The organism is Clavibacter davisi (assembly GCF_052751415.1).
In genome coordinates, this window is the sequence record NZ_CP199882.1 from 241,510 (window position 1) to 260,038 (window position 18,529).

Here is an 18,529-nt window from a genome sequence, read left to right on the forward strand (position 1 = left end):
CGATGAGGAGTGAGGCAGCAATTACTACCGCAATCATGCCACCAATCAGGCCGATTACTGCAGTATCAGAAAATATATCACTCATTGTGTTCACCTACTTTGTTTAGTCGCCCCTAGAGCGAGCGAAGGCCCTGTGCGGTGAGGTCGGCGGCGAAGCCGCCTGCGATTCCGGTAATGCCCACCGCGGCACCTCCAGCTAGGCATCCTACCGGACCTCCGAGGAGGAAAGCAGTGGCGCAGCCGGTAACAAAACCGCCTACTCCAGCAGACAGGCCGACAATAGAAGCTTCTCTCAAGTCGATTCCATCGAGCCCTGTGGGGTCAAGCTTAGAGATGGGATTTCCTGACGCATAGGAGTACGGGCTCGTTTCCTGGCCGGACGGGTCGTACTGGGTGAATCGACCCGTGGTCGCGTCGTAGTAACGCGCTCCGAACTTGTACAGGTTCTCGGACTCCATGTACCCGCCGATGTAGCGCAGCGAGTTCAGCGTGATGGGCGAGGCGTCGGTGACGCCGCGGGTCTCACCGTAGGGGCTGTACGAGTACCCGCCCTCCCAGATGCCGGCGCCGGAGAACATCCCGATGACGGAACCGAGGAGATCGGAGACGTAGTAGTGGCTCGAGTTGATGCGGAAGCCCACTGCCTCTCCGGATCCCGTGCGTCCGTAGTTCTGGACGACGTTCGTGGAGGAGTTCGTCTGGCGCGACAGGCCGAGGAGCGAGTTGGAGAACGATCGTCCGCCGGTCGCGCTCTGCGTGTCCGTGTTCCCCTCGCCGAAGGCGGCGAAGCTGGTGTCTCCGATGGACTGCACCTGTGCACGGTCGCCGTAGGTCGCGACGACACCGGTGATGCCGTTCTTGACCTGGTTGCCGATTGCGTCATAGACCCACGCGGTGGTGTCCTTGGTGGTCTTCGTGAGCTGGTTCGCTCCGTTGTACGTGTAGCCGATCGTGCCGGCATCGGCACCGGTGTTCCCGGCGCGAGTCTGGCTCGTGCGGTTGCCCGCAGCATCGTAGGCGTACGCCCATGAGGCGTTCACCGTCGATCCCGCCTTCTCCTCCGCCTTCGTGATGCGGTCCATGGAGTCGTACTGGTAGGCCGTGACGGCCCCCGCGGGGATGCCTTCTTCCTTCGTGCTCGTGCGGGTCTGGATGTTGGTGGTGTCGGTGCCGTTCTTGGCGAAGGAGTACGCGACCTCGGCGGTGACGTTGCCGGCCGCGTTCTTGGCCTGCACCTGGGTGGGGCGGCTGGACTTGTCCAGCGTGGTCACGACCTGTGCACCAGCGGGGAAGATCCGCTTGGTCTCGGCTCCGTTCCCGTCGTACTCGAACAGGGTGCAGCCGCTGTTGGCTGCAGGCGTTCCGCTGGTCGGGCAGACGCCGCCGGGCTCGCGCTGGCTGGTGAGCTGGTTGGCGGCGTCATAGGTGTTCGTCGTGATGCCGCCGGTGTCCTCGAAGGTGAGGATGTTGCCGGCCGCGTCGTGCGTGTACTTCTGGTTCAGGCCGGCGAGCGAGCCGATCTGCTGGGTGGTGCGGCCGAGGGTGTCGTACTCGAACTGCTTGGTCCCGGCGAAGCTGTCGGAGTCGAACTGGACGAGCCCGTTCGGGTAGTACGTCTTCGCGAGGGTGCCGCCGTTGTCAAAGGTGACGAGGGTCTGGCGGTCGCGGACGTCGTAGGCGTACTTGGTGATGTCGCCCTTGCCGTCGGTGACGCTGGTGACGCGGGACAGAGCGTCGTACGTGTACGTCGTCGCACCCTGGGGTACGGGCGGGGTGACCTTGGTCAGGTTCCCGACCTTGTCGTAGCTGTACGTGGTGACGTTGCCGTTGCCGTCCTTCGCGGAGCAGAGCTGTCCGGCCCAGCCGCCGCAGATGGTGCGGTCCCAGTTGTCGTAGGTGCGCTCGAACTCGACCGCGCCGGTGCCGCCGGCGGTGGTGTCCTTCTTCTTCGTGGGGTTGCCGGCCGCGTCGTAGTCGAAGCTCGAGGTGTTGCCGCTGGCGTCGGTGGAGCACTTCACCTGGAAGGCGTCGCCACCGGTGGAGGCACAGCCGGCGCCGGCGGTGTAGACCGCGGAGGCCGCGGCGCCGGTGGGCAGCTCGGTCTTCGTGGCGTTGTTGAGGCCGTCGTACTGGAACTTGGTCTCGTTGCCGGGCGTGCTGCCGGATCCGAGGGCGTCGGTCGAGGTCTGCACGTCGCTGTTCGCGGTCCAGGTCTGCGACTTCGTGCGGTTCAGCGGGTCCTTGGTCGAGGTCACGCGGCCCTGGGTGTCGTAGGCGTAGGTCGAGGCCTTCCCGTTCGGGTTGGTGACGACCGTGTTGCCGCTGTTGTAGGCGAAGTTCGTCACGACGTCGGCCTTGGCGCCGTGGGTCGGGGACGTGGACTTCTGCGTGATCTTGGTGATCTTGTGCGCGGTGTTGTAGCCGAACGTGATCGTCGTCGTGCCGGGCGCGGACGGGACGGTCATCGTCGCGAGACGGCCGGTGGAGTCGTACGTCATGGTGGTGACGGCGCCGCCGGGCTTCTCGATCTTGGTCAGCTGTCCGGCGCCGTTGCGCGTGTACGTCGTGGTCCGGTTCGTGGAGTCGACGATCGAGGTGATCTTCGGGTCGGAGCCGGTGGTGTGGTTCACGCGCGTGAAGCGGCCGGAGGTGTCCTTGACCGTGTAGGTCGTGGCCGACGTGGTCCAGTCGTTGCTGAGGCCGATGCCGTTGCGGTCGACGTGGTTGACCAGGCGCTTGAGGTTGAGATCGAAGGTGAAGAACTCACCCGTCTCCTTGTACGTGAGCTTCCAAGTGTCGCCCTTGCTCAGGGTGGCGTTGAAGCCGGACGGGGCGACCCAGGTGGTGCCGCTCTTGGTGAACTTCGCGGAGAAGCCGGAGGGGCCGACGAACGTGGCCTCGGTCTCGCCGCTGTTCACGGTGAGGCCGAAGTCGACGTAGCTCATGGTGGAGGACCAGCCGCCGCCGAGGGCGCCGGCGGAGCTGGAGAGGCCGTTGTAGTAGCGGTCGGCGCGGACGCCGATGCCCGCCGCGGAGCTCGTGCCGTCGTTGGCGGTGAGCAGCAGGTTGCCGTTCGCGAGGTTCACGCGGGCGACGGTGTCGTCGGAGAGCGTGATGTCCTCGAAGGACATGTAGGGGAGCGCGCCGAGGCCCGGTGCGCCGACCGGCGTGCCCGCAGGGACGCGCTGGGTCGTCACGGGCTGGCTGAGCTTGCGGTCCGCGTTCGGGATCTTCCACTCGGTCGGCTCGGCCGCGGGCTTGTCGGCGTCGGCGGGCTCGGCCGGGATCGTGCCCGGCGTCCACACGGCGTCCTTCGCGGCCTTCTGGGCTTCGTCCTGCATCTTCTTGTCGACCTGCGCAGGGTCCTGCGTCTGGTCCTCGAACTGCACCGGGCCGGCCGCGGCCGTCTCGGCGGAGGCCGGCATCGCGCCGAGCCCGGTGATCATCACGGCACTGGTCGCGAAGATCGCGAGCGTGCACCTCATTTGACGAGCGAAGCTCGTCCCCTCACCGCGTTTTGTGACGCGCATGTCTTTCCCCTCAGCTTCTTTGCACAGGCATCTGTGCCTTTTCGAAGCTACGTGGTGCACCAACCCACTCGGCACGAACGAGTGCATTGACCCCCGGTCTGGGGGCGAGGCGTGGGAATCAGCCGACTCATGCGCAATCGTCGTATGGGGCAGCGGGCGTGAATGCAAGTCCTCATATATGCGGACACGGCATGAGACGGGCATGTGACTGTCAACCAAGGCTTCCCCGTGCCATGCATCCCCGCCATCTCGGGGCCCGACGTGTCATCTGCCGGATATAGAGCTTGCGCCGTGGCACACACGCGTCGCGACATCCGGATTCGCGGAAAGCGTGCTGGAGAACAGCGCTGCACATGACGCACCCCTTTCCTTGAATCGTGCTGGCGGGACGGCGCTGGTGGTGCTGTCCACCGCGACTGTGATCCCGGCCGACGTTTCTTCTGGCATTGACAGCCCTGCGTCCTCACGACGCTTCTTGCGGAACGTCACGCTGGTCGGCGTAGCGGCGCAGGTCGTCGGCTTCGCCCTGCAAATGATCGCCGCGGCGTCTGCCCTCGTGCTCGGCGACGGCTACGCGCTCGTCGCCCTCGCCGGCACGTTCCCCGTCGTGCTCGCGAGCGTGCTGGCCTCTCGGGGCGGCTCCCGCGCTCGTGCCGCTCCCGGGTAGCGTCGGAGCGTGACCTGGCCCGCGCTGCACATCACCCGATCCGTCGACGCCGACGTGGCCTCCGTGGTGGCCGTCGCGGGGGATCCGGCCCGGCTGCCGGAGTGGGCGGCGGGCGTCAGCGCGGGGATCCGGCTCGAGGGCGGGCGCTGGCTGTCGGACTCGCCGATGGGCGCGATCGAGATCGCGTTCACGGGCCCGCGAGAGCTCGGGATCCTCGACCACGACGTGACGCTCCCCGACGGCACGGTGGTCCGCAACCCGCTGCGCGTCCTCCCGAACGACGACGGCAGCGAGGTCGTGTTCACGCTCTTCCGGCGGCCGGGCATGACCGACGTCACGTTCGCGGAGGACGCGGCGCTCGTCGCGGCGGACCTCGACCGGCTCGCGGCGCTGGTCGCGCGCGGCTGACTCCGGGCCGGGTCGCCGCTACCGTCGACGCATGCCCGCCGCCCGCCTCGCCGACCCCGACGACCGCACCCTCCGGCTCGACCTCCACCTCCCGTCGGCCGATGACGCCGCCGAGGTGCACGCGATCCTCTCCGACCCCGCCGTCTGGACCCACTACCCGTCGCTCCGCGTGACGGATCCCGCGCAGACCGACCGCTTCCTCCGCACGCGCGTCGAGGACTGGGAGCGCGACGGCCTGGGCACCTGGATCGTGCGGGAACGGGACGCCGACGCGGTCGTCGGGTTCGGCGGCTGCGGCATCGCGCACGACGCCTTCTGGAACCTCGGCTACCGCTTCACGCCGGCCGTGCACGGCCGCGGCTACGCGACCGAGATGGCCGGCCGGGCGATCGAGCGGGCGCGCATCCTCCGCCCCGAGCTGCCGGTGGTCGCCTACCTCGTCGCCCACAACCGGGCCTCGGCGGCCGTGGCCGAGCGGGCCGGGTTGGTGCTCGTGCACCGCGGGCCGGATCCGGGCAATCCCGACCCGGCCGTGATGCGCCTCGTCTACGCCGACCGCGCCCTCACCGACGGGCAGCGGGACGCGACGATGCTCTGAGCCCGGCCGAGGCTGCGGCACCGGCGGCCGCGGCGTCCGCCTGCTCCCGGTCCCACTCCCGCCGCGCGCGCCACGCGCCGGCTTCAGCCACGACGATCCGCGTCCCCGCCAGCAGCACGAGCACGACAGCGGTCAGCACCACGAGCGGCGGCAGCGCGAACCCGACCGCGATCAGCGGGTGCTCCATCCCGAGAACGGGCCAGCCCATGTCCTCCCACCGATCGGCGAGGAGCAGCAGCACCGCCAGCGCGACGAGCTCCCCCGCCAGCACCCCGATGGTGATCCGCGTCGCGAGCCGCATGCCGTCCCCTGCCGTCTCGATCGGCCGCTCGCGTTCGTCGCGCCGATGCCGAGCCGCCACCCTCGCACGGTTCCCCCGCCCGGGGAAGACCCGCGCCCCCGCCGGCCGACCATGCCGCCGCGCGCCACACTGGATCCATGAGCATCGCCGCCGACGCCCTCGCCCGCCTCGTCGAGGGCATCGACCGCGAGCGGCTCGGCGCATACGGCGCGGTCGTGCGGATCGGCGACGACGAGGTCGCGCACCGCTGGCGCAGCGACGACCGCGAGAACCTGCACTCGGTGTCCAAGGGCGTGTGCGCGGTCGCCGTCGGCATCGCCGTGGACGAGGGGATCCTCCGGCTCGACACCCGCGTGCCCGAGCTGCTGCCGGATCTCGACCTCGGCCCGGGCGTCGACGGTGTCACCGTCGAGCACCTCCTCACCATGACGAGCGGCATCGACTTCGCCTGGTTCGGCGACGAGCCCGTGCCCGGCCCCGACCTCGCGCAGGCGATGCTCGGCCTCCCGAGCCGCGGCCGCGTCTTCCGCTACAGCGACGCCAGCCCCTACGTCGCCCTGCGGATGCTCGCCGCCGCGGTCGGCGACGTCCGCGACTGGCTCCTCCCGCGCCTGTTCGAGCCGCTCGGCATCGAGAACCCGCAGTGGCACCGCTGTCCCCTCGGCTTCATCGTGGGCGGCAGCGGCCTGGAGCTCCGCACCGGCGAGCTCGCGCGCATCGGCCGGCTGCTGGGCGACCGCGGCGCGTGGGAGGGCCGGCAGCTCGTGAGCGCGGAGTGGGTCGACCGGATGCACGGCACCTGGGTCGACACGGGCCACGACGATCCCGCGGCCCCTTCGCCCGCTACGGCCTCGCGACCTGGGACGGCCCGGGCGACGCCTGGCGCCTCGACGGCCGCTACGGCCAGTACGTGCTGGTCGACGGATCCCGCGACGCGGTCGTCACCATCACGGCCCACGGGGAGGAGCGCGACCACCGGCTCGCGGAGCTGGCGGTGACCGCGGTCGCGGACGCGGCTGGGAGGGCCTGAACCACCAAGCACTGTCATCGGTAATGTTACCAAGACCAGGCGACCTTGGTAACATTACCAACATGCGTGACGCGACCGACAACCCCTTCAGCCCCGGCTCCGACACGGTCCCGGAGATCTGGGCGGGCCGCACCGAGCAGCTCAGCGACTGGCGCGACGTGGTCCGCCCCCGGCTCCTCCGCGGGCTCCCCGAGCGCGGGCGCACGGTGCTCGGGGAGCCCGGCCTCGGCAAGTCCTCGCTCGTGCGGCGCATCGCGCAGGCCGCTGCTCGCGACGGGGACTGGGTCACGCCGCAGCTCCGCATCCCCCTCGGCGTCGACCCGCTGAAGCCCGTCGCGGCCGCGGTGCTGGAGCTCGCTCGCGCCGCGGGGCTGCCCTCGGTGCGTGAGAAGCGGATCAAGGAGTCCATCGCGAGGGTGGAGGCGGTCGCCGCCGCCGGGCTGTCGCTGACGGTGCGCGCGGGATCCGAGCAGGCCGGCCCCGAGCCGCACACGGCGCTGACCGCGCTGCTCGTCGAAGTCGGGCGAGCGGCGATGCGGCAGGAGCGGGTCGTCCTGGTGCACATCGACGAGGTGCAGAACATCACGGACGAGCGGACGCTCTCCCAGCTCCTCATCGCCCTCGGCGACGCGATCACGCACGAGCAGGACGTCGTGGTCCCGGGCGGCGCTCACGTGCGCAGGTCCTTGCCGATCGCGGTGTACCTCACGGGCCTGCCGGACTTCGAGGACCGGGCGGGCGCGCACAAGGGGGCGACGTTCGCGCGCCGCTTCCGCACGACCGTCCTGACGGCGATCGACGACGAGGACATCCGCGCCGCGCTGCAGGACTTCGTCGTGCCCGGCTGGGAGGTCGCGGAGGGCTCCGGTCGCACCCGTCGGATCCGCATGGACCAGGACGCCGTCGCCGCGGTCGTCGACCTGTGCCGAGGGGAGCCGTTCCTCTTCCAACTGGCGGGGGAGCGCGCCTGGTACGCCGGATCGGGGACGACGATCACCCGCGACGAGGTCCACGCGGGCTGGCGGGGCGCGGAGCGCGAGGCGGCCGCGCATGTGGAGCGGATCCTCGAGCGGCTGCCCCCGAGGGAGCGCGCCTTCGTGGAGGCCATGGCCGCGCTGCCGACCGAGGAGCGCACGCTCACCCGCATAGCGAAGGAGATGGGCCGGTCGAGGGCCGCGGAGGTCGGGACCACCGCGCAACGCCTGGACACCGTGCGCGGCATCATCGACCGGGGCACGTCCTACGGCTTCCGGCACCGGGCGATCGAGGCGCATCTGACCAGCACGTGGCCGCGGATCGTCTGAAGCGTCAGCCCGATGTCCACCCGCTGAGCGCCACCACCTCCGCCGCGATCTCCGCGACGGTCCGCCCGTCGGTCGCCACGCGGTGCACCGCATCCGCCGCCGCCTCGAGCCGCGGCGCGGCCGCCGCGCTGCGCTCCACCGCCTCCGCCAGCCCCGACCCGATCTCGCGCCCCGCCAGCCGCGCGGCGGCCGTCGCGTCATTCGCGGTGAGCAGCACGCCCACCGCCTCGACCTCGCCGCCGAGCGCCGCCGTGAGCCCCGGGAGCTCGAGCATGCTGACGGTGTTCGCGTAGATCACGCGCGTCCAGCCCGCGTCGCGGTAGTTCCGCCACATGCATGCGAGGTTCCGTTCGGCCAGCGGGATCCCGTGCCGCCACGGCTCCGGGTGCGCCTGGTCGAGCGCGTCGCCCTCGATGAGCGCATGGGCGACGTCGGCCGCCGCGAGGATCCGCGCCACCTCCGCCGCCACCGTCGACTTGCCGACGCCCGAGCGCCCGCCGAGGAACAGGGCCTGCGTGGGTGCCGTCATCACGCGCCGGTCGACGCCCGCGCCACGACGCGCACGGGCTCCCGGTGCACGCCGGCGGTGCGCTCGCCGTCGATCATGTCGACCAGCCGCTGCGCCGCGATCCGGCCGAGGTGCTCGAGCTCCATAGCCACGCTCGACAGCGGCGGCCGTGCCTCGCTCACGAGCAGGTCCCAGTCGTCGAAGCCGATGACCGCCACGTCGCCCGGCACGTCGCGGCCCTCGTCGCGCAGGGTGTCGAGCACGCCGCGCGCGATGTGGTCGCTGCCACCGATGATCCCGTCGACCGGGTCCCCGCCGCGCACGAGCAGGCGCGCGCAGTCCCGGCCCCACGCCTCGCCCCACTGGCCGTAGAGCGAGGATCCACCGACCAGCTCGAGCCCGTGGTCGGCGAGCGCCGCCATCACTCCCTCGGCCCGGTCGTGCGCCGCCGCGTAGGACGACTCGCCGTTGACGAGCGCGATGCGCGTGCGCCCCCGCGCGATGAGGTGCTCGGCCGCGAGGCGCCCCGCCATCACGTTGTCGGGTGTGAACGACACGTCGCCCTCTCCCGTCGACGGCGCGTAGACGTAGACGACGGGCACGCCGGCCATCACGGGCGCGGGCGGCCGCGGGTTGGTGGTGCGCCCCACGATGAGGAGGCCGTCGACCCGGCGCGTGAGCAGCGACTGCAGGTGCATCTGCTCGCGGAGCGCGTCGTCGCGGGCGTCCGCGAGCAGCACCGAGAGCGACCCCTTGCCGAACGCGTCCTCGGCGCCGAGCAGGATCGGCAGCACGAAGCGGGCGTCGAGGTCGCTCGTGACCATGCCGATGGTGCCGGTGCGCGAGGAGTTGAGCGCCTGCGCGAAGAAGTTCGGCGTGAAGGAGAGCGCGGTCGCGGCCTCCTCGACGCGTCGTCGGGTGGACTCGCGCACCTGCGCCCGTCCGTTGAGCGCCTTGGAGGCGGTCGCGACGCTGACGCCCGCGGCTCGCGCGACGTCCGCGAGGGTCACCGGGCCGGATCCCGGCCTCGGCCCGTCGATGGTCACGAGTTCGAAAATAGTTCATCCAGATGTTGACAAGCAAACGAGGCGGTCGTACCTTCCATACCGAAACCGGTTTCGGTTTGCAGTCCTCATCGGGGAGGCGGCCGCGCGACGCGCGCGGACTCCTCGGGGGCCTGCCCTGCAGCATCCCGAGAGGACAACCCGTGAACTCCTTCCCCCGCTCCACGCGCGCGGCCGTCGCGGCCGGCGCGCTCGTCGCCGGACTGGCCCTGGCCGGCTGCTCCACCGGAGGCAGCGCCGCCTCCGGTGGATCCGCCGCCAGCGGCACGTACACGTTCTGGGACCCGTACCCCCAGTTCGACGCCTCCTCCGCCTGGGCGAAGCTCGTCGACACGTGCGGCACCGAGGCGGGCGTCACCGTCCAGCGCACCGCCTACGACACCTCCGACCTCACGAGCAAGGCGCTCCTCGCCGGCCAGCAGGGCAACTCACCCGACCTGCTGCTCGTCGACAACCCGGTCGTCTCCACGCTCGCCGAGGGCGGCCTCCTCGCCACGACGGACGAGACCGGCGCGGACGTCTCCGGCTTCGAGGAGAACGTCCTCGCGGCCGGCCAGATCGGGAAGGACACGTACGGCGTCCCCATCGGCGCCAACACCCTCGCGCTCTACTACAACAAGACGGTGCTCGCGAAGGCGGGCGTGGATCCGGCCACCGTCACCGACTGGGCCTCCCTCACGGCGGCGCTCGAGAAGGTCACGGCGTCCGGCGGCAAGGGCATCACGTTCTCCGGCATCGGCACGGAGGAGGGCAGCTTCCAGTTCCTGCCGTTCTTCTGGGGATCCGGCGCCGAGCTCACCGACCTCTCCTCCGACCGGGCCGTGCAGGCACTCACCCTCTGGACCGACTGGGTGAAGCGCGGCCTCGCGCCCAACAGCGTCATCGGCAACACGCAGACCACCTCGTGGCAGGAGTTCCTCACCGGGGAGTACGCGTTCGGCGAGAACGGCACGTGGCAGCTGAAGGGCGTGAAGGACTCCGGGATGGACTACGGGATCCTCTCCATCCCCGCGAGCGACGGCGGTTCGGCCCCCGCGCCCACCGGCGGCGAGTTCCTCACCGTCCCCGTGCAGCGGGACCAGGCCAGGTACGACGTGTCGAAGCGGATCCAGGCCTGCCTCACCAGCACGGACAACCTCGTCGCCACCGACACCACGCTCTCCTACGTCGCGCCGACGGCCGACGCGCAGAAGGCGCAGGTGGCGGCGGATCCCGACCTCGCACCCTGGGTGACCGCGGTCGGCGAGGCCAAGGGCCGCACGAGCGACGACCTCGGCACGAAGTACCCGCGCATCTCCGAGCAGCTCTGGAAGGCCGTGCAGAACAGCCTCAGCGGAGCGGCCAGCCCCCAGGACGCGCTCGACGAGGCCCAGAAGGCCGCCGAGTCGGCGAACGGCTGACCCGGATGAGCGCCCCCGCCATCACCCGCCGCGAGGCGCCCCGGGTCGACGCCCGGCGGCCCCGCCGCGTCGGACCTCGTCAGCTCACGGCGTGGGCGTTCCTCGTCCCCGTCGTCGTCTACCTCGCCGTCTTCTACGCGTACCCGCTCATCCGGAACGTCGACCTGTCCGTGCGCGACTACACGATCCGCTCGTTCATCGACGGGTCGGCGCCGTTCATCGGACTCGACAACTTCGCCAAGATCGTCCGGAGCCCCACCTTCGGCCCGGCCCTCGCGAACACGCTCACCTTCACGCTCGTCTCCATCGCCTTCCAGTTCACGATCGGCATGGCGCTGGCCGTGTTCTTCTTCCAGCGGTTCCGGCTCTCGGCCACCCTCCGCGCGCTGTTCCTGGTGCCGTGGCTGCTGCCGCTCATCGTGAGCGCGTCGACCTGGTCGTGGATGCTCAACAGCGAGAGCGGGATCGTGAACGCCGCCATCCGCGCGCTCGGCGGCGGTCAGGTCAACTGGCTCACCTCGCCGCAGTGGGCGCTCACGTCGGTGATCGTCGCGAACATCTGGATCGGGATCCCGTTCAACCTCGTGATCCTCTACAGCGGCCTGCAGAACATCCCGAGCGACCTGTACGAGGCGGCGTCGCTCGACGGCGCGACGTCGTGGCAGCGCTTCCGGCGCATCACGTTCCCGCTGCTCGCGCCGGTGTCGGCGATCACGATCCTGCTGGGCCTCGTCTACACGCTCAAGGTGTTCGACATCATCTGGATCATGACCCGCGGCGGCCCCGGGGACACCTCGACGACCTTCGCCATCTGGTCCTACCAGCTCGGCTTCGGGTCGACGCTGCCCACCTTCGGGCCGGCCGCCGCGGTCGGCAACCTCCTCATCGTCATGGCCCTCGTCTGCGGCCTCGTCTACCTGCGCGTGCAGAGGAAGCAGGAGAGCTGATGTCCACCGCCGCTCCCGCCCGACCCGCCGGCCCCGTCGGCCCCACCGGAACCGCCGGCCCCGCCCCCGTCGGCCGCCGTCCCGCGTCCGCGTCGGCCCGCTCGCCCGAGCGCGCCGCGCAGATCCGCCGGAGGGGCCGCCGCAGCGCCGCGACGACCGTGATCGGCGTGCTGCTCACCGCCGTGATGCTCTTCCCCGTGTACTGGATGGTGAACGTCTCGCTGACGCCCACCGACCGGATGCGGCAGAGCCCGCCGCAGCTGTTCCCCCTGACGCCCACCCTCGACGGCTACGCGGCGGTGATGCGCGACCAGCTGCCGTACCTCGGCACGAGCCTCGTGGTCGGCCTCGGCACCGTGATCGTCACCATCGCGCTCTCGGCGCCGGCCGCCTACTCGCTCGCGAAGCTGAGGCCCGTGGGCGGCGGCGTGCTCGGCTTCGTGATGATCGTGGCCCAGATGATCCCGCAGGTGATCATGGCGATGGGCTTCTACGCGATCTACCTCAACGCCGGGATCCTCAATCGGTGGTGGGGGCTGATCATCGCCGACAGCACGCTCGCCGTGCCGTTCGGGGTGCTCATCTTCACGGCGTTCATGCGCGGGATCCCCGACGAGCTGCTGTCCGCCGCCGAGCTCGACGGCGCGGGCACCTGGCGCACCTTCGTCTCGATCGTGCTGCCCGTGAGCCGCAACTCGGTCGTGACCGTGGGCCTCTTCGCCTTCCTGTGGGCGTGGTCGGACTTCGTGTTCTCGTCCACCTTGAACAGCGGCGGCACCGCGCAGACCATCACGCTCGGCATCTACCGCTACATCGGCAACAACAACCAGGAGTGGAACTCGATCATGGCCACCGCCGTGGTCGCGTCCATCCCGGCGACCGTCCTCCTGATCGTCGCGCAGCGCTACGTGGCCGCGGGCGTCACCGCCGGCGCCGTGAAGGACTGACGCGTGATCCGCGCGCTGTGGTCCCCGATCCGCATCCCCCTTCCCTTACGAGGAGACACCCCGTGACCCGCACCGCCGCCGTCGACCCGACCGTCGCCCCTCCCGCCGCCCCGGGCCCGGGACCTGCCCGCCCGGGCTCGCGCCCTGCCCGCCCGGGCGGCCCCGTCGCGCCGAGCGCGTCGCGGTTGACCCCGCTCGACGCGTCCGAGATCCGCCTCGTCGACGGCTTCTGGGGCGAGCGGCAGCGGCTGAACGCCGACGTGATCCTCCGCCATTGCGAGGAGTGGATGGAGCGGATCGGCTGGACCTCGAACTTCGACCGCGCGGCATCGGGGGAGGAGGGGTGGGGGCACGCCGGCATCGAGTTCGTCGACTCGGAGATCCACAAGCTGCTCGAGGGCATGGCGTGGGAGCTCGGCCGGTCCGTCGACGCCCGCGACGAGGCCGCCGTCGCCGCGCGCGCCGACCTCGCCGGCCGCTTCGCGCGGCTCGTCTCCCGGGTGGCCGCGGCGCAGGATCCCGACGGCTACCTCCACACGTCGTTCGGCCGCGCGTGGCAGCGGCCGCGCTACTCCGACCTCGAGTGGGGCCACGAGCTGTACTCGATGGGGCACCTGATCCAGGCGGGCGTCGCGGCGCACCGCACGGGCGCGTCACCCGAGCTCGTGGGCGTGGTCGCGCGCGTCGCCGACCACCTGTGGGAGGCGTTCGGGCCCGACGGCCGGGTCGCCGTGTGCGGCCACCCGGAGGTGGAGGTCGCGCTCGTGGAGCTCGGCCGCGCGCTGGACGAGCCGCGCTACGTCGAGCTGGCGCGCCTGTTCGTCGAGCGGCGCGGCCACGGGCTGCTCGGCCAGATCGAGTACGGAGCCGAGTACTTCCAGGACGACGTGCCGGTGCGGGACGCCGACGTGCTCCGCGGCCACGCGGTGCGCGCGCTCTACCTCGCGGCCGGCGCCCTCGACGTGGCCGTCGAGACGGGCGACGCCGAGCTCGCCGACGCGGTGCGCCGCCAGTGGGAGGAGACCGTCCGCACCCGCACGTACGTGACGGGCGGCATGGGATCCCACCACCAGGACGAGGCGTTCGGCGCCGACTTCGAGCTGCCGCCGGACCGCGCGTACGCCGAGACCTGCGCGGGCATCGCCTCGAACATGCTGTCGTGGCGGCTGCTCCTGCAGGAGGACGACCCGCGCTACGCCGACCTCATCGAGCGCACGCTCCTCAACACCGTGCTCGCCTCCCCCCGGGAGGACGGCCGCGCCTTCTTCTACACGAACACGCTGCACCAGCGGACCCCCGGGGTCGCGCCCGACGAGGACGTGGTGAACGCGCGCGCCCTCGCGAGCCTCCGCGCGCCGTGGTTCGAGGTGTCGTGCTGCCCCACGAACGTCGCCCGCACGCTCGCGAGCATGGAGCTGACCTTCGCGACGCGCTCGCCGGAGGGGGTGCAGATCCACCAGCTGGGCTCCTACGACGTGGACACCGCGCTCGAGGACGGCACGCGCGTCGCGCTGTCGGTGCGCAGCGGCTACCCGTACGAGGGCGACGTGGCGATCACGTTCCGCGAGGACACGGAGCGCGAGGTGGAGCTGGCCGTGCGGATCCCCGCGTGGGCCCGCACCGCGACCGTCACCGAGCCGGGCGGTTCCCCGGTCGAGGCCCGCGGGCGGCGGGTCGTCATGCGCCGCCGGTTCCGCGCGGGCGAGACGATGACCGTCGACCTGCCCGTGACCGCGCGGTTCGTCGCGCCGGATCCGCGGATCGACGCCGTGCGAGGCCAGGTCGCGGTGGAGCGCGGGCCGCTCGTGCTCGCGCTGGAGTCCACCGACCTGCCCTCGGGCGAGGTGGGCGACGTGTCCGTCGACGCCGCGACGGCGCCCGAGCCGACCGGGCGCGGCGCGCGGGTGCTGCTCTCGCGCCGGGTCGCGGATCCCGCCGACTGGCCGTACGGCCCGGCCGGCGCGTCCGACGACCGCGGCGCCCACGACGAGCGCGGCGCCCGCATCGACGACCTCGGCCTCGTCGACCTCGTGCCGTACGCCTCCTGGGCCAACCGCGGCCCCTCGACCATGCGGGTCTGGATCCCCGTCGCCCCGGCGACCGGTGACCGGTGACCCGCCCCCGCGTCCCCGCCGGCCGGCAGATCCGACGGGACGACCAGCACGACTGCACGGAACCGGTCACCGGGATCGCCGCCCACCGGGGCGGCACCGCGACCACCACGCGAAGGAGCATGGGATGAGAAGAAGAGCACTGCTGGCGGGGATCATGAGCATCGGGTTGGCGACGACGGGCCTCGTCGCCTCCGCCGGCCCGGCCACCGCGGCGGGAGGGACGCTGACCATCGACGCGGGCAGCTCGCTCCGGCCGGTCACGCACGTCGCCGCGGGCGGCCTCTACGGGTTCGCGACGAGCACGATGCCGGATCCGTCGATCCTGCAGCCGCTCCGCCTGCGGCAGCACACGCAGCCGCCGCCCGGGGTGCAGCAGCTCGGCAACGGCGCGACCGTCCCCACGGGCGACGCGCTGAAGGTCGCGCCGAGCGTCACCGCGACCGGCGGGCAGCAGTACGTCCGCATGCCGGACATCTACCCGAACTTCCCGTACAAGTGGGTGAGCTGGCAGGACTGGCTGAGCAAGGTTGACACGATGGTCGACGCGCGCCTGGCCGCGACCGGCAACACGGGGATCGACGGCTGGGAGATCTGGAACGAGCCCGACGGGACCTGGGACACCGCCAAGGCGGGGCCCTACAACGACGGCTGGACGCGCACCTACCGGCAGATCCGCGCCAAGGACACGGTGACGCCGATCATCGGTCCCGGCACGACGGTCTACAACGCGACCTTCATGCGCTCGTTCCTCCAGAACGCGAAGGCGACGGGCACGCTCCCCGACGTGATCGTCTGGCACGAGCTGTCCCAGGGCTGGAAGGGGGTCGACGAGCACGTCGCCGACTACCGGGCGCTGGAGAGGTCGCTGGGCATCTCGCCGCGGCGGATCTCCATCAACGAGTACGCGGGGACCGGCGAGGTCGACGTGCCGAGCTCGGCGCTGCACTACATCGCCCAGTTCGAGCGGGCGGGCGTCCACGACGCCGAGCGCGCGTACTGGTACGAGTCGGGGACGATGAACGGCCTGCTCTACCAGGGCAAGCCCACCGCCTCCTACTGGATGTACAAGTGGTACGGCGACATGAGCGGGAACATGCTGCCCGTGACGGCGGCGGGCGACCTCGACGGGATCGCGTCGCTCGACGGCTCCCGGAAGGTGGTGAACGGGGTGTTCGGTGGCGACTCCGGCACGAACACCGTGCGCGTCACCGGGATCGGGTCCTTCGGCAGCAGCGTGCGCGTGACGCTGTCCTCGACGCCGGGCACGGGCCGGAAGACGAACGTGGCCGCCCCGACGACCCTCTCCACGCAGACGCTGCCCGTCGTCGGTGGCGCGGTCTCCATCCCGGTGGCGGGGATGGATGCGACGCAGGCGTACCAGGTCGTCGTCACGCCCGCGTCCGGGCCCACCACGAGCATGCTGCAGGGCACGCAGCAGACGTACGAGGCGGAGAACGCCACGGTCGTCAACGCGCAGATCCTCGGATCCTCGGCGGCCTCGAACGGCTCGTACGTGGGTGGGATCGTCGGCTCGGCCGACATGCGGAGCGACAGCTTCGTCGACTTCACGGTCGACGTGCCGACGGCCGGCTCCTACGCGCTCGGCGTGCGCTACGCCAACGGCGGGACGGCGACGTCCACGCAGGGGCTCGCGTCGAACGGCGGCGCGTTCACGTCGCTGTCGTACCCGACCACCGGGGGCTGGGGGCGCTTCGCGACCGTGTCGACGTCCGTCACCCTCCAGGCCGGGTCGAACGTCATCCGGCTGGCGAAGGGGTCGCCGAACTTCGCGGGCGGCAGCGGCTTCGCCGAGCTCGACTCGATCACCGTCACCCGGCGCTGATCCGCGCCACCGACCCGACGCGGGCTCCGCGGCCTCACCGGCTGCGGGGCCCGCGTCGCGTTGACACCGCCCCGACGCCGCCGCGAGAATGGATCCGCGTTGCTCTTACAACGTTGTAACGGCTCGGATCCACCCGGCACCCCCGGCGTCGATCGGCCCCGCTCCCGATGAAGTGAAGGACCACTCCATGACCGACGCCCGTCCCGCCCCCGACGCCCGGATCGCCATCGACCGCACCGCGGTCGTCGCCCCCGTCAACCGCCGCACCTTCGGCTCGTTCGTCGAGCACCTCGGCCGCTGCGTCTACGACGGCATCTACGAGCCCGGCCACCCCACCGCGAACGCCGACGGCTTCCGCCTCGACGTCGTCGACCTCGTCAAGGAGCTCGGCTCGAGCACCATCCGCTACCCCGGCGGCAACTTCGTCTCCGGCTACCGCTGGGAGGACGGCGTCGGCCCGCGCGCCGAGCGCCCGAAGCGCCTCGACCTCGCCTGGCACTCGCTCGAGACGAACGAGGTCGGCCTCGACGAGTTCGCGCGCTGGTGCGAGCTCACCGGCAGCGAGCTGATGATGGCCGTCAACCTCGGCACGCGCGGCGTGCTCGAGGCCCTCGACATCCTCGAGTACGCGAACCACCCGGGCGGCACCGCCCTCTCCGACCAGCGCATCGCGAACGGTTCCCCCGAGCCGCACGGCGTGAGGATGTGGTGCCTCGGCAACGAGATGGACGGCCCGTGGCAGGTCGGCCACATGACCGCCGACGACTACGGCAAGCTCGCGAACCGCACCGCCGGCGCCATGAAGATGGTGGATCCCACGCTCGAGCTCGTCGCGTGCGGCAGCAGCGGATCCGGCATGCCGACCTTCGGCGAGTGGGAGCGCACCGTGCTCGAGCACGCGTACGACAACGTCGACTTCATCTCCGCCCACGCCTACTACCAGGAGCGCAAGGGCGACCTCGGCAGCTTCCTCGCCTCCTCGCTCGACATGGAGTACTTCATCCGCACGGTCGTCGCCTCCGCCGACCAGGTCAAGTACCGCCGCAAGAGCGACAAGACCATCAACATCTCCTTCGACGAGTGGAACGTCTGGTACCTCGACGAGCACCAGGAGTCCGGCGTCATCACCGAGGGCTGGCCCTACGCGCCGCACCTGCTCGAGGACGTCTACTCGGTCGCCGACGCGGTCGTGCTCGGCAACCTCATGATCACGCTGCTCAAGCACAGCGACCGCGTCACGTCGGCCAGCCTCGCGCAGCTCGTGAACGTGATCGCGCCGATCATGACGGAGACCGGCGGCGGCGCCTGGCGCCAGACCACATTCTTCCCGTTCTCGGTCACGAGCCGGCTCGCGCAGGGCGAGGTGCTGCGCCCGCGCATCGACGTGGGCACGTACGAGACCGAGGTGCACGGCACCGCGCCGCTCGTCGACTCCGTCGCGACCTTCGACGAGGCCACCGGCCGCGCCGCGGTCTTCCTCGTGAACCGCAGCCTGACCGAGGCCCTCTCCATCGAGGTCGACGTCGCCGGCCTCGCCGTGTCCGAGGTGCTCGAGGCCGTGGGGATCCACGACGACGACGTCTACGCGAAGAACACGTTCGAGGACCGCGAGCGCGTGGGCCTCACGCCGAACGCCTCGGCGTCGCTGACGGACGGCACCCTCACGATCACGCTGCCGCCCGTGTCGTGGACGGCCGTGTCGCTCGGCTAGCCGCACCCGCTCGACCACGCGCCCGTCGCGCCGCATCCGCGGCCGGCGGGCGTCGTGCGTGATGGGGCGGGCGCGGATCGTTCGCGGTGCGCATGCGTCCGGCGCGGTGCGCGGCGTACGCGAACGCGCATGCACATCCGAGACGGAAGGGTACGGC

Annotated in this window: 15 protein-coding genes; 11 read left to right on the forward strand and 4 right to left on the reverse strand. The window is 71.3% G+C overall.

Going from position 1 to position 18,529, the window contains the following annotated elements; genetic code table 11:
• Nucleotides 1–113: 113 nt before the first annotated feature.
• Nucleotides 114–3,485 (reverse strand): RHS repeat-associated core domain-containing protein, encoded by a 3,372-nt coding sequence (locus ACU4ZT_RS01255; RefSeq protein WP_445337650.1) that lies wholly within the window; start codon nt 3,483–3,485, stop codon nt 114–116.
• Between the two features lie 520 nt (nt 3,486–4,005).
• On the opposite strand from ACU4ZT_RS01255, the gene ACU4ZT_RS01260 reads away from it, so the two are divergent.
• From ACU4ZT_RS01260 to ACU4ZT_RS01270, 3 genes are read left to right on the forward strand one after another with little or no spacing between them, the layout of a single operon-like run.
• Nucleotides 4,006–4,197, forward strand: a complete 192-nt coding sequence (locus ACU4ZT_RS01260) for a hypothetical protein (protein WP_445337651.1) — start codon at nt 4,006–4,008, stop codon at nt 4,195–4,197.
• Between the two features lie 9 nt (nt 4,198–4,206).
• Nucleotides 4,207–4,605, forward strand: coding sequence for a polyketide cyclase (locus ACU4ZT_RS01265; protein WP_063072260.1), 399 nt, complete (start codon nt 4,207–4,209; stop codon nt 4,603–4,605).
• Between the two features lie 31 nt (nt 4,606–4,636).
• The gene (locus ACU4ZT_RS01270; protein WP_414748566.1) at nt 4,637–5,203 is read left to right on the forward strand and encodes a GNAT family N-acetyltransferase; all 567 of its coding nucleotides are present in this window, start codon (nt 4,637–4,639) and stop codon (nt 5,201–5,203) included.
• Here the strand turns inward: ACU4ZT_RS01270 and ACU4ZT_RS01275 are convergent.
• Nucleotides 5,169–5,504 (reverse strand): hypothetical protein, encoded by a 336-nt coding sequence (locus ACU4ZT_RS01275; protein ID WP_063072258.1) that lies wholly within the window; start codon nt 5,502–5,504, stop codon nt 5,169–5,171. The genes ACU4ZT_RS01270 and ACU4ZT_RS01275 overlap by 35 nt on opposite strands.
• A gap of 137 nt (nt 5,505–5,641) precedes the next feature.
• Between ACU4ZT_RS01275 and ACU4ZT_RS01280 the strand changes: the two genes are divergently transcribed.
• On the forward strand, nt 5,642–6,502 hold the full coding sequence (locus ACU4ZT_RS01280; protein WP_445337652.1) for a serine hydrolase domain-containing protein: 861 nt from the start codon (nt 5,642–5,644) through the stop codon (nt 6,500–6,502).
• Nucleotides 6,503–6,596: 94 nt separating this feature from the next.
• On the forward strand, nt 6,597–7,838 hold the full coding sequence (locus ACU4ZT_RS01285) for an ATP-binding protein (RefSeq protein WP_445337653.1): 1,242 nt from the start codon (nt 6,597–6,599) through the stop codon (nt 7,836–7,838).
• A gap of 4 nt (nt 7,839–7,842) precedes the next feature.
• On the opposite strand, the gene ACU4ZT_RS01290 is transcribed toward ACU4ZT_RS01285, so the two are convergent.
• Together ACU4ZT_RS01290 and ACU4ZT_RS01295 are read right to left on the reverse strand one after the other, a co-directional pair.
• On the reverse strand, nt 7,843–8,367 hold the full coding sequence (locus ACU4ZT_RS01290) for a nucleoside/nucleotide kinase family protein (protein WP_445337654.1): 525 nt from the start codon (nt 8,365–8,367) through the stop codon (nt 7,843–7,845).
• Complete coding sequence (locus tag ACU4ZT_RS01295; RefSeq protein ID WP_081235091.1) at nt 8,367–9,392, reverse strand: LacI family DNA-binding transcriptional regulator; 1,026 nt, start codon at nt 9,390–9,392, stop codon at nt 8,367–8,369. Before ACU4ZT_RS01295 ends, ACU4ZT_RS01290 begins: the two co-directional genes overlap by 1 nt.
• A gap of 161 nt (nt 9,393–9,553) precedes the next feature.
• Between ACU4ZT_RS01295 and ACU4ZT_RS01300 the strand changes: the two genes are divergently transcribed.
• The 6 genes from ACU4ZT_RS01300 (at nt 9,554) to arfA (ending at nt 18,372) form a co-directional block, all read left to right on the forward strand.
• Nucleotides 9,554–10,810: a sugar ABC transporter substrate-binding protein gene (locus ACU4ZT_RS01300; protein ID WP_445337655.1), complete on the forward strand. Its 1,257-nt coding sequence runs from the start codon at nt 9,554–9,556 to the stop codon at nt 10,808–10,810.
• 5 nt (nt 10,811–10,815) lie between these two features.
• On the forward strand, nt 10,816–11,757 hold the full coding sequence (locus ACU4ZT_RS01305; protein WP_063072253.1) for a carbohydrate ABC transporter permease: 942 nt from the start codon (nt 10,816–10,818) through the stop codon (nt 11,755–11,757).
• Nucleotides 11,758–11,942: 185 nt separating this feature from the next.
• Nucleotides 11,943–12,704, forward strand: coding sequence for a carbohydrate ABC transporter permease (locus ACU4ZT_RS01310; RefSeq protein ID WP_445338684.1), 762 nt, complete (start codon nt 11,943–11,945; stop codon nt 12,702–12,704).
• 62 nt (nt 12,705–12,766) lie between these two features.
• Complete coding sequence (locus tag ACU4ZT_RS01315) at nt 12,767–14,818, forward strand: glycoside hydrolase family 127 protein (protein ID WP_445337656.1); 2,052 nt, start codon at nt 12,767–12,769, stop codon at nt 14,816–14,818.
• 124 nt (nt 14,819–14,942) lie between these two features.
• The gene (locus ACU4ZT_RS01320; protein ID WP_445337658.1) at nt 14,943–16,661 is read left to right on the forward strand and encodes a carbohydrate-binding protein; all 1,719 of its coding nucleotides are present in this window, start codon (nt 14,943–14,945) and stop codon (nt 16,659–16,661) included.
• 187 nt (nt 16,662–16,848) lie between these two features.
• A complete protein-coding gene (gene arfA, locus ACU4ZT_RS01325; protein WP_270980744.1) occupies nt 16,849–18,372 on the forward strand; it encodes an arabinosylfuranosidase ArfA in 1,524 nt (507 codons plus the stop codon).
• The last annotated feature ends 157 nt before the right edge of the window (nt 18,373–18,529 follow it).

What these genes read in the sequence shown, in the direction of transcription:
- ACU4ZT_RS01320 (WP_445337658.1), top strand. Translation starts at nt 14,943, where the DNA reads ATGAGAAGAAGAGCACTGCTGGCGGGGATCATGAGCATCGGGTTGGCG.
- ACU4ZT_RS01310 (WP_445338684.1), top strand. Translation starts at nt 11,943, where the DNA reads ATGCTCTTCCCCGTGTACTGGATGGTGAACGTCTCGCTGACGCCCACC.
- ACU4ZT_RS01280 (WP_445337652.1), top strand. Translation starts at nt 5,642, where the DNA reads ATGAGCATCGCCGCCGACGCCCTCGCCCGCCTCGTCGAGGGCATCGAC.
- ACU4ZT_RS01275 (WP_063072258.1), bottom strand. Translation starts at nt 5,504, where the DNA reads ATGCGGCTCGCGACGCGGATCACCATCGGGGTGCTGGCGGGGGAGCTC.
- ACU4ZT_RS01285 (WP_445337653.1), top strand. Translation starts at nt 6,597, where the DNA reads ATGCGTGACGCGACCGACAACCCCTTCAGCCCCGGCTCCGACACGGTC.
- ACU4ZT_RS01290 (WP_445337654.1), bottom strand. Translation starts at nt 8,367, where the DNA reads ATGACGGCACCCACGCAGGCCCTGTTCCTCGGCGGGCGCTCGGGCGTC.
- ACU4ZT_RS01255 (WP_445337650.1), bottom strand. Translation starts at nt 3,485, where the DNA reads ATGAGGTGCACGCTCGCGATCTTCGCGACCAGTGCCGTGATGATCACC.
- ACU4ZT_RS01305 (WP_063072253.1), top strand. Translation starts at nt 10,816, where the DNA reads ATGAGCGCCCCCGCCATCACCCGCCGCGAGGCGCCCCGGGTCGACGCC.
- arfA (WP_270980744.1), top strand. Translation starts at nt 16,849, where the DNA reads ATGACCGACGCCCGTCCCGCCCCCGACGCCCGGATCGCCATCGACCGC.
- ACU4ZT_RS01270 (WP_414748566.1), top strand. Translation starts at nt 4,637, where the DNA reads ATGCCCGCCGCCCGCCTCGCCGACCCCGACGACCGCACCCTCCGGCTC.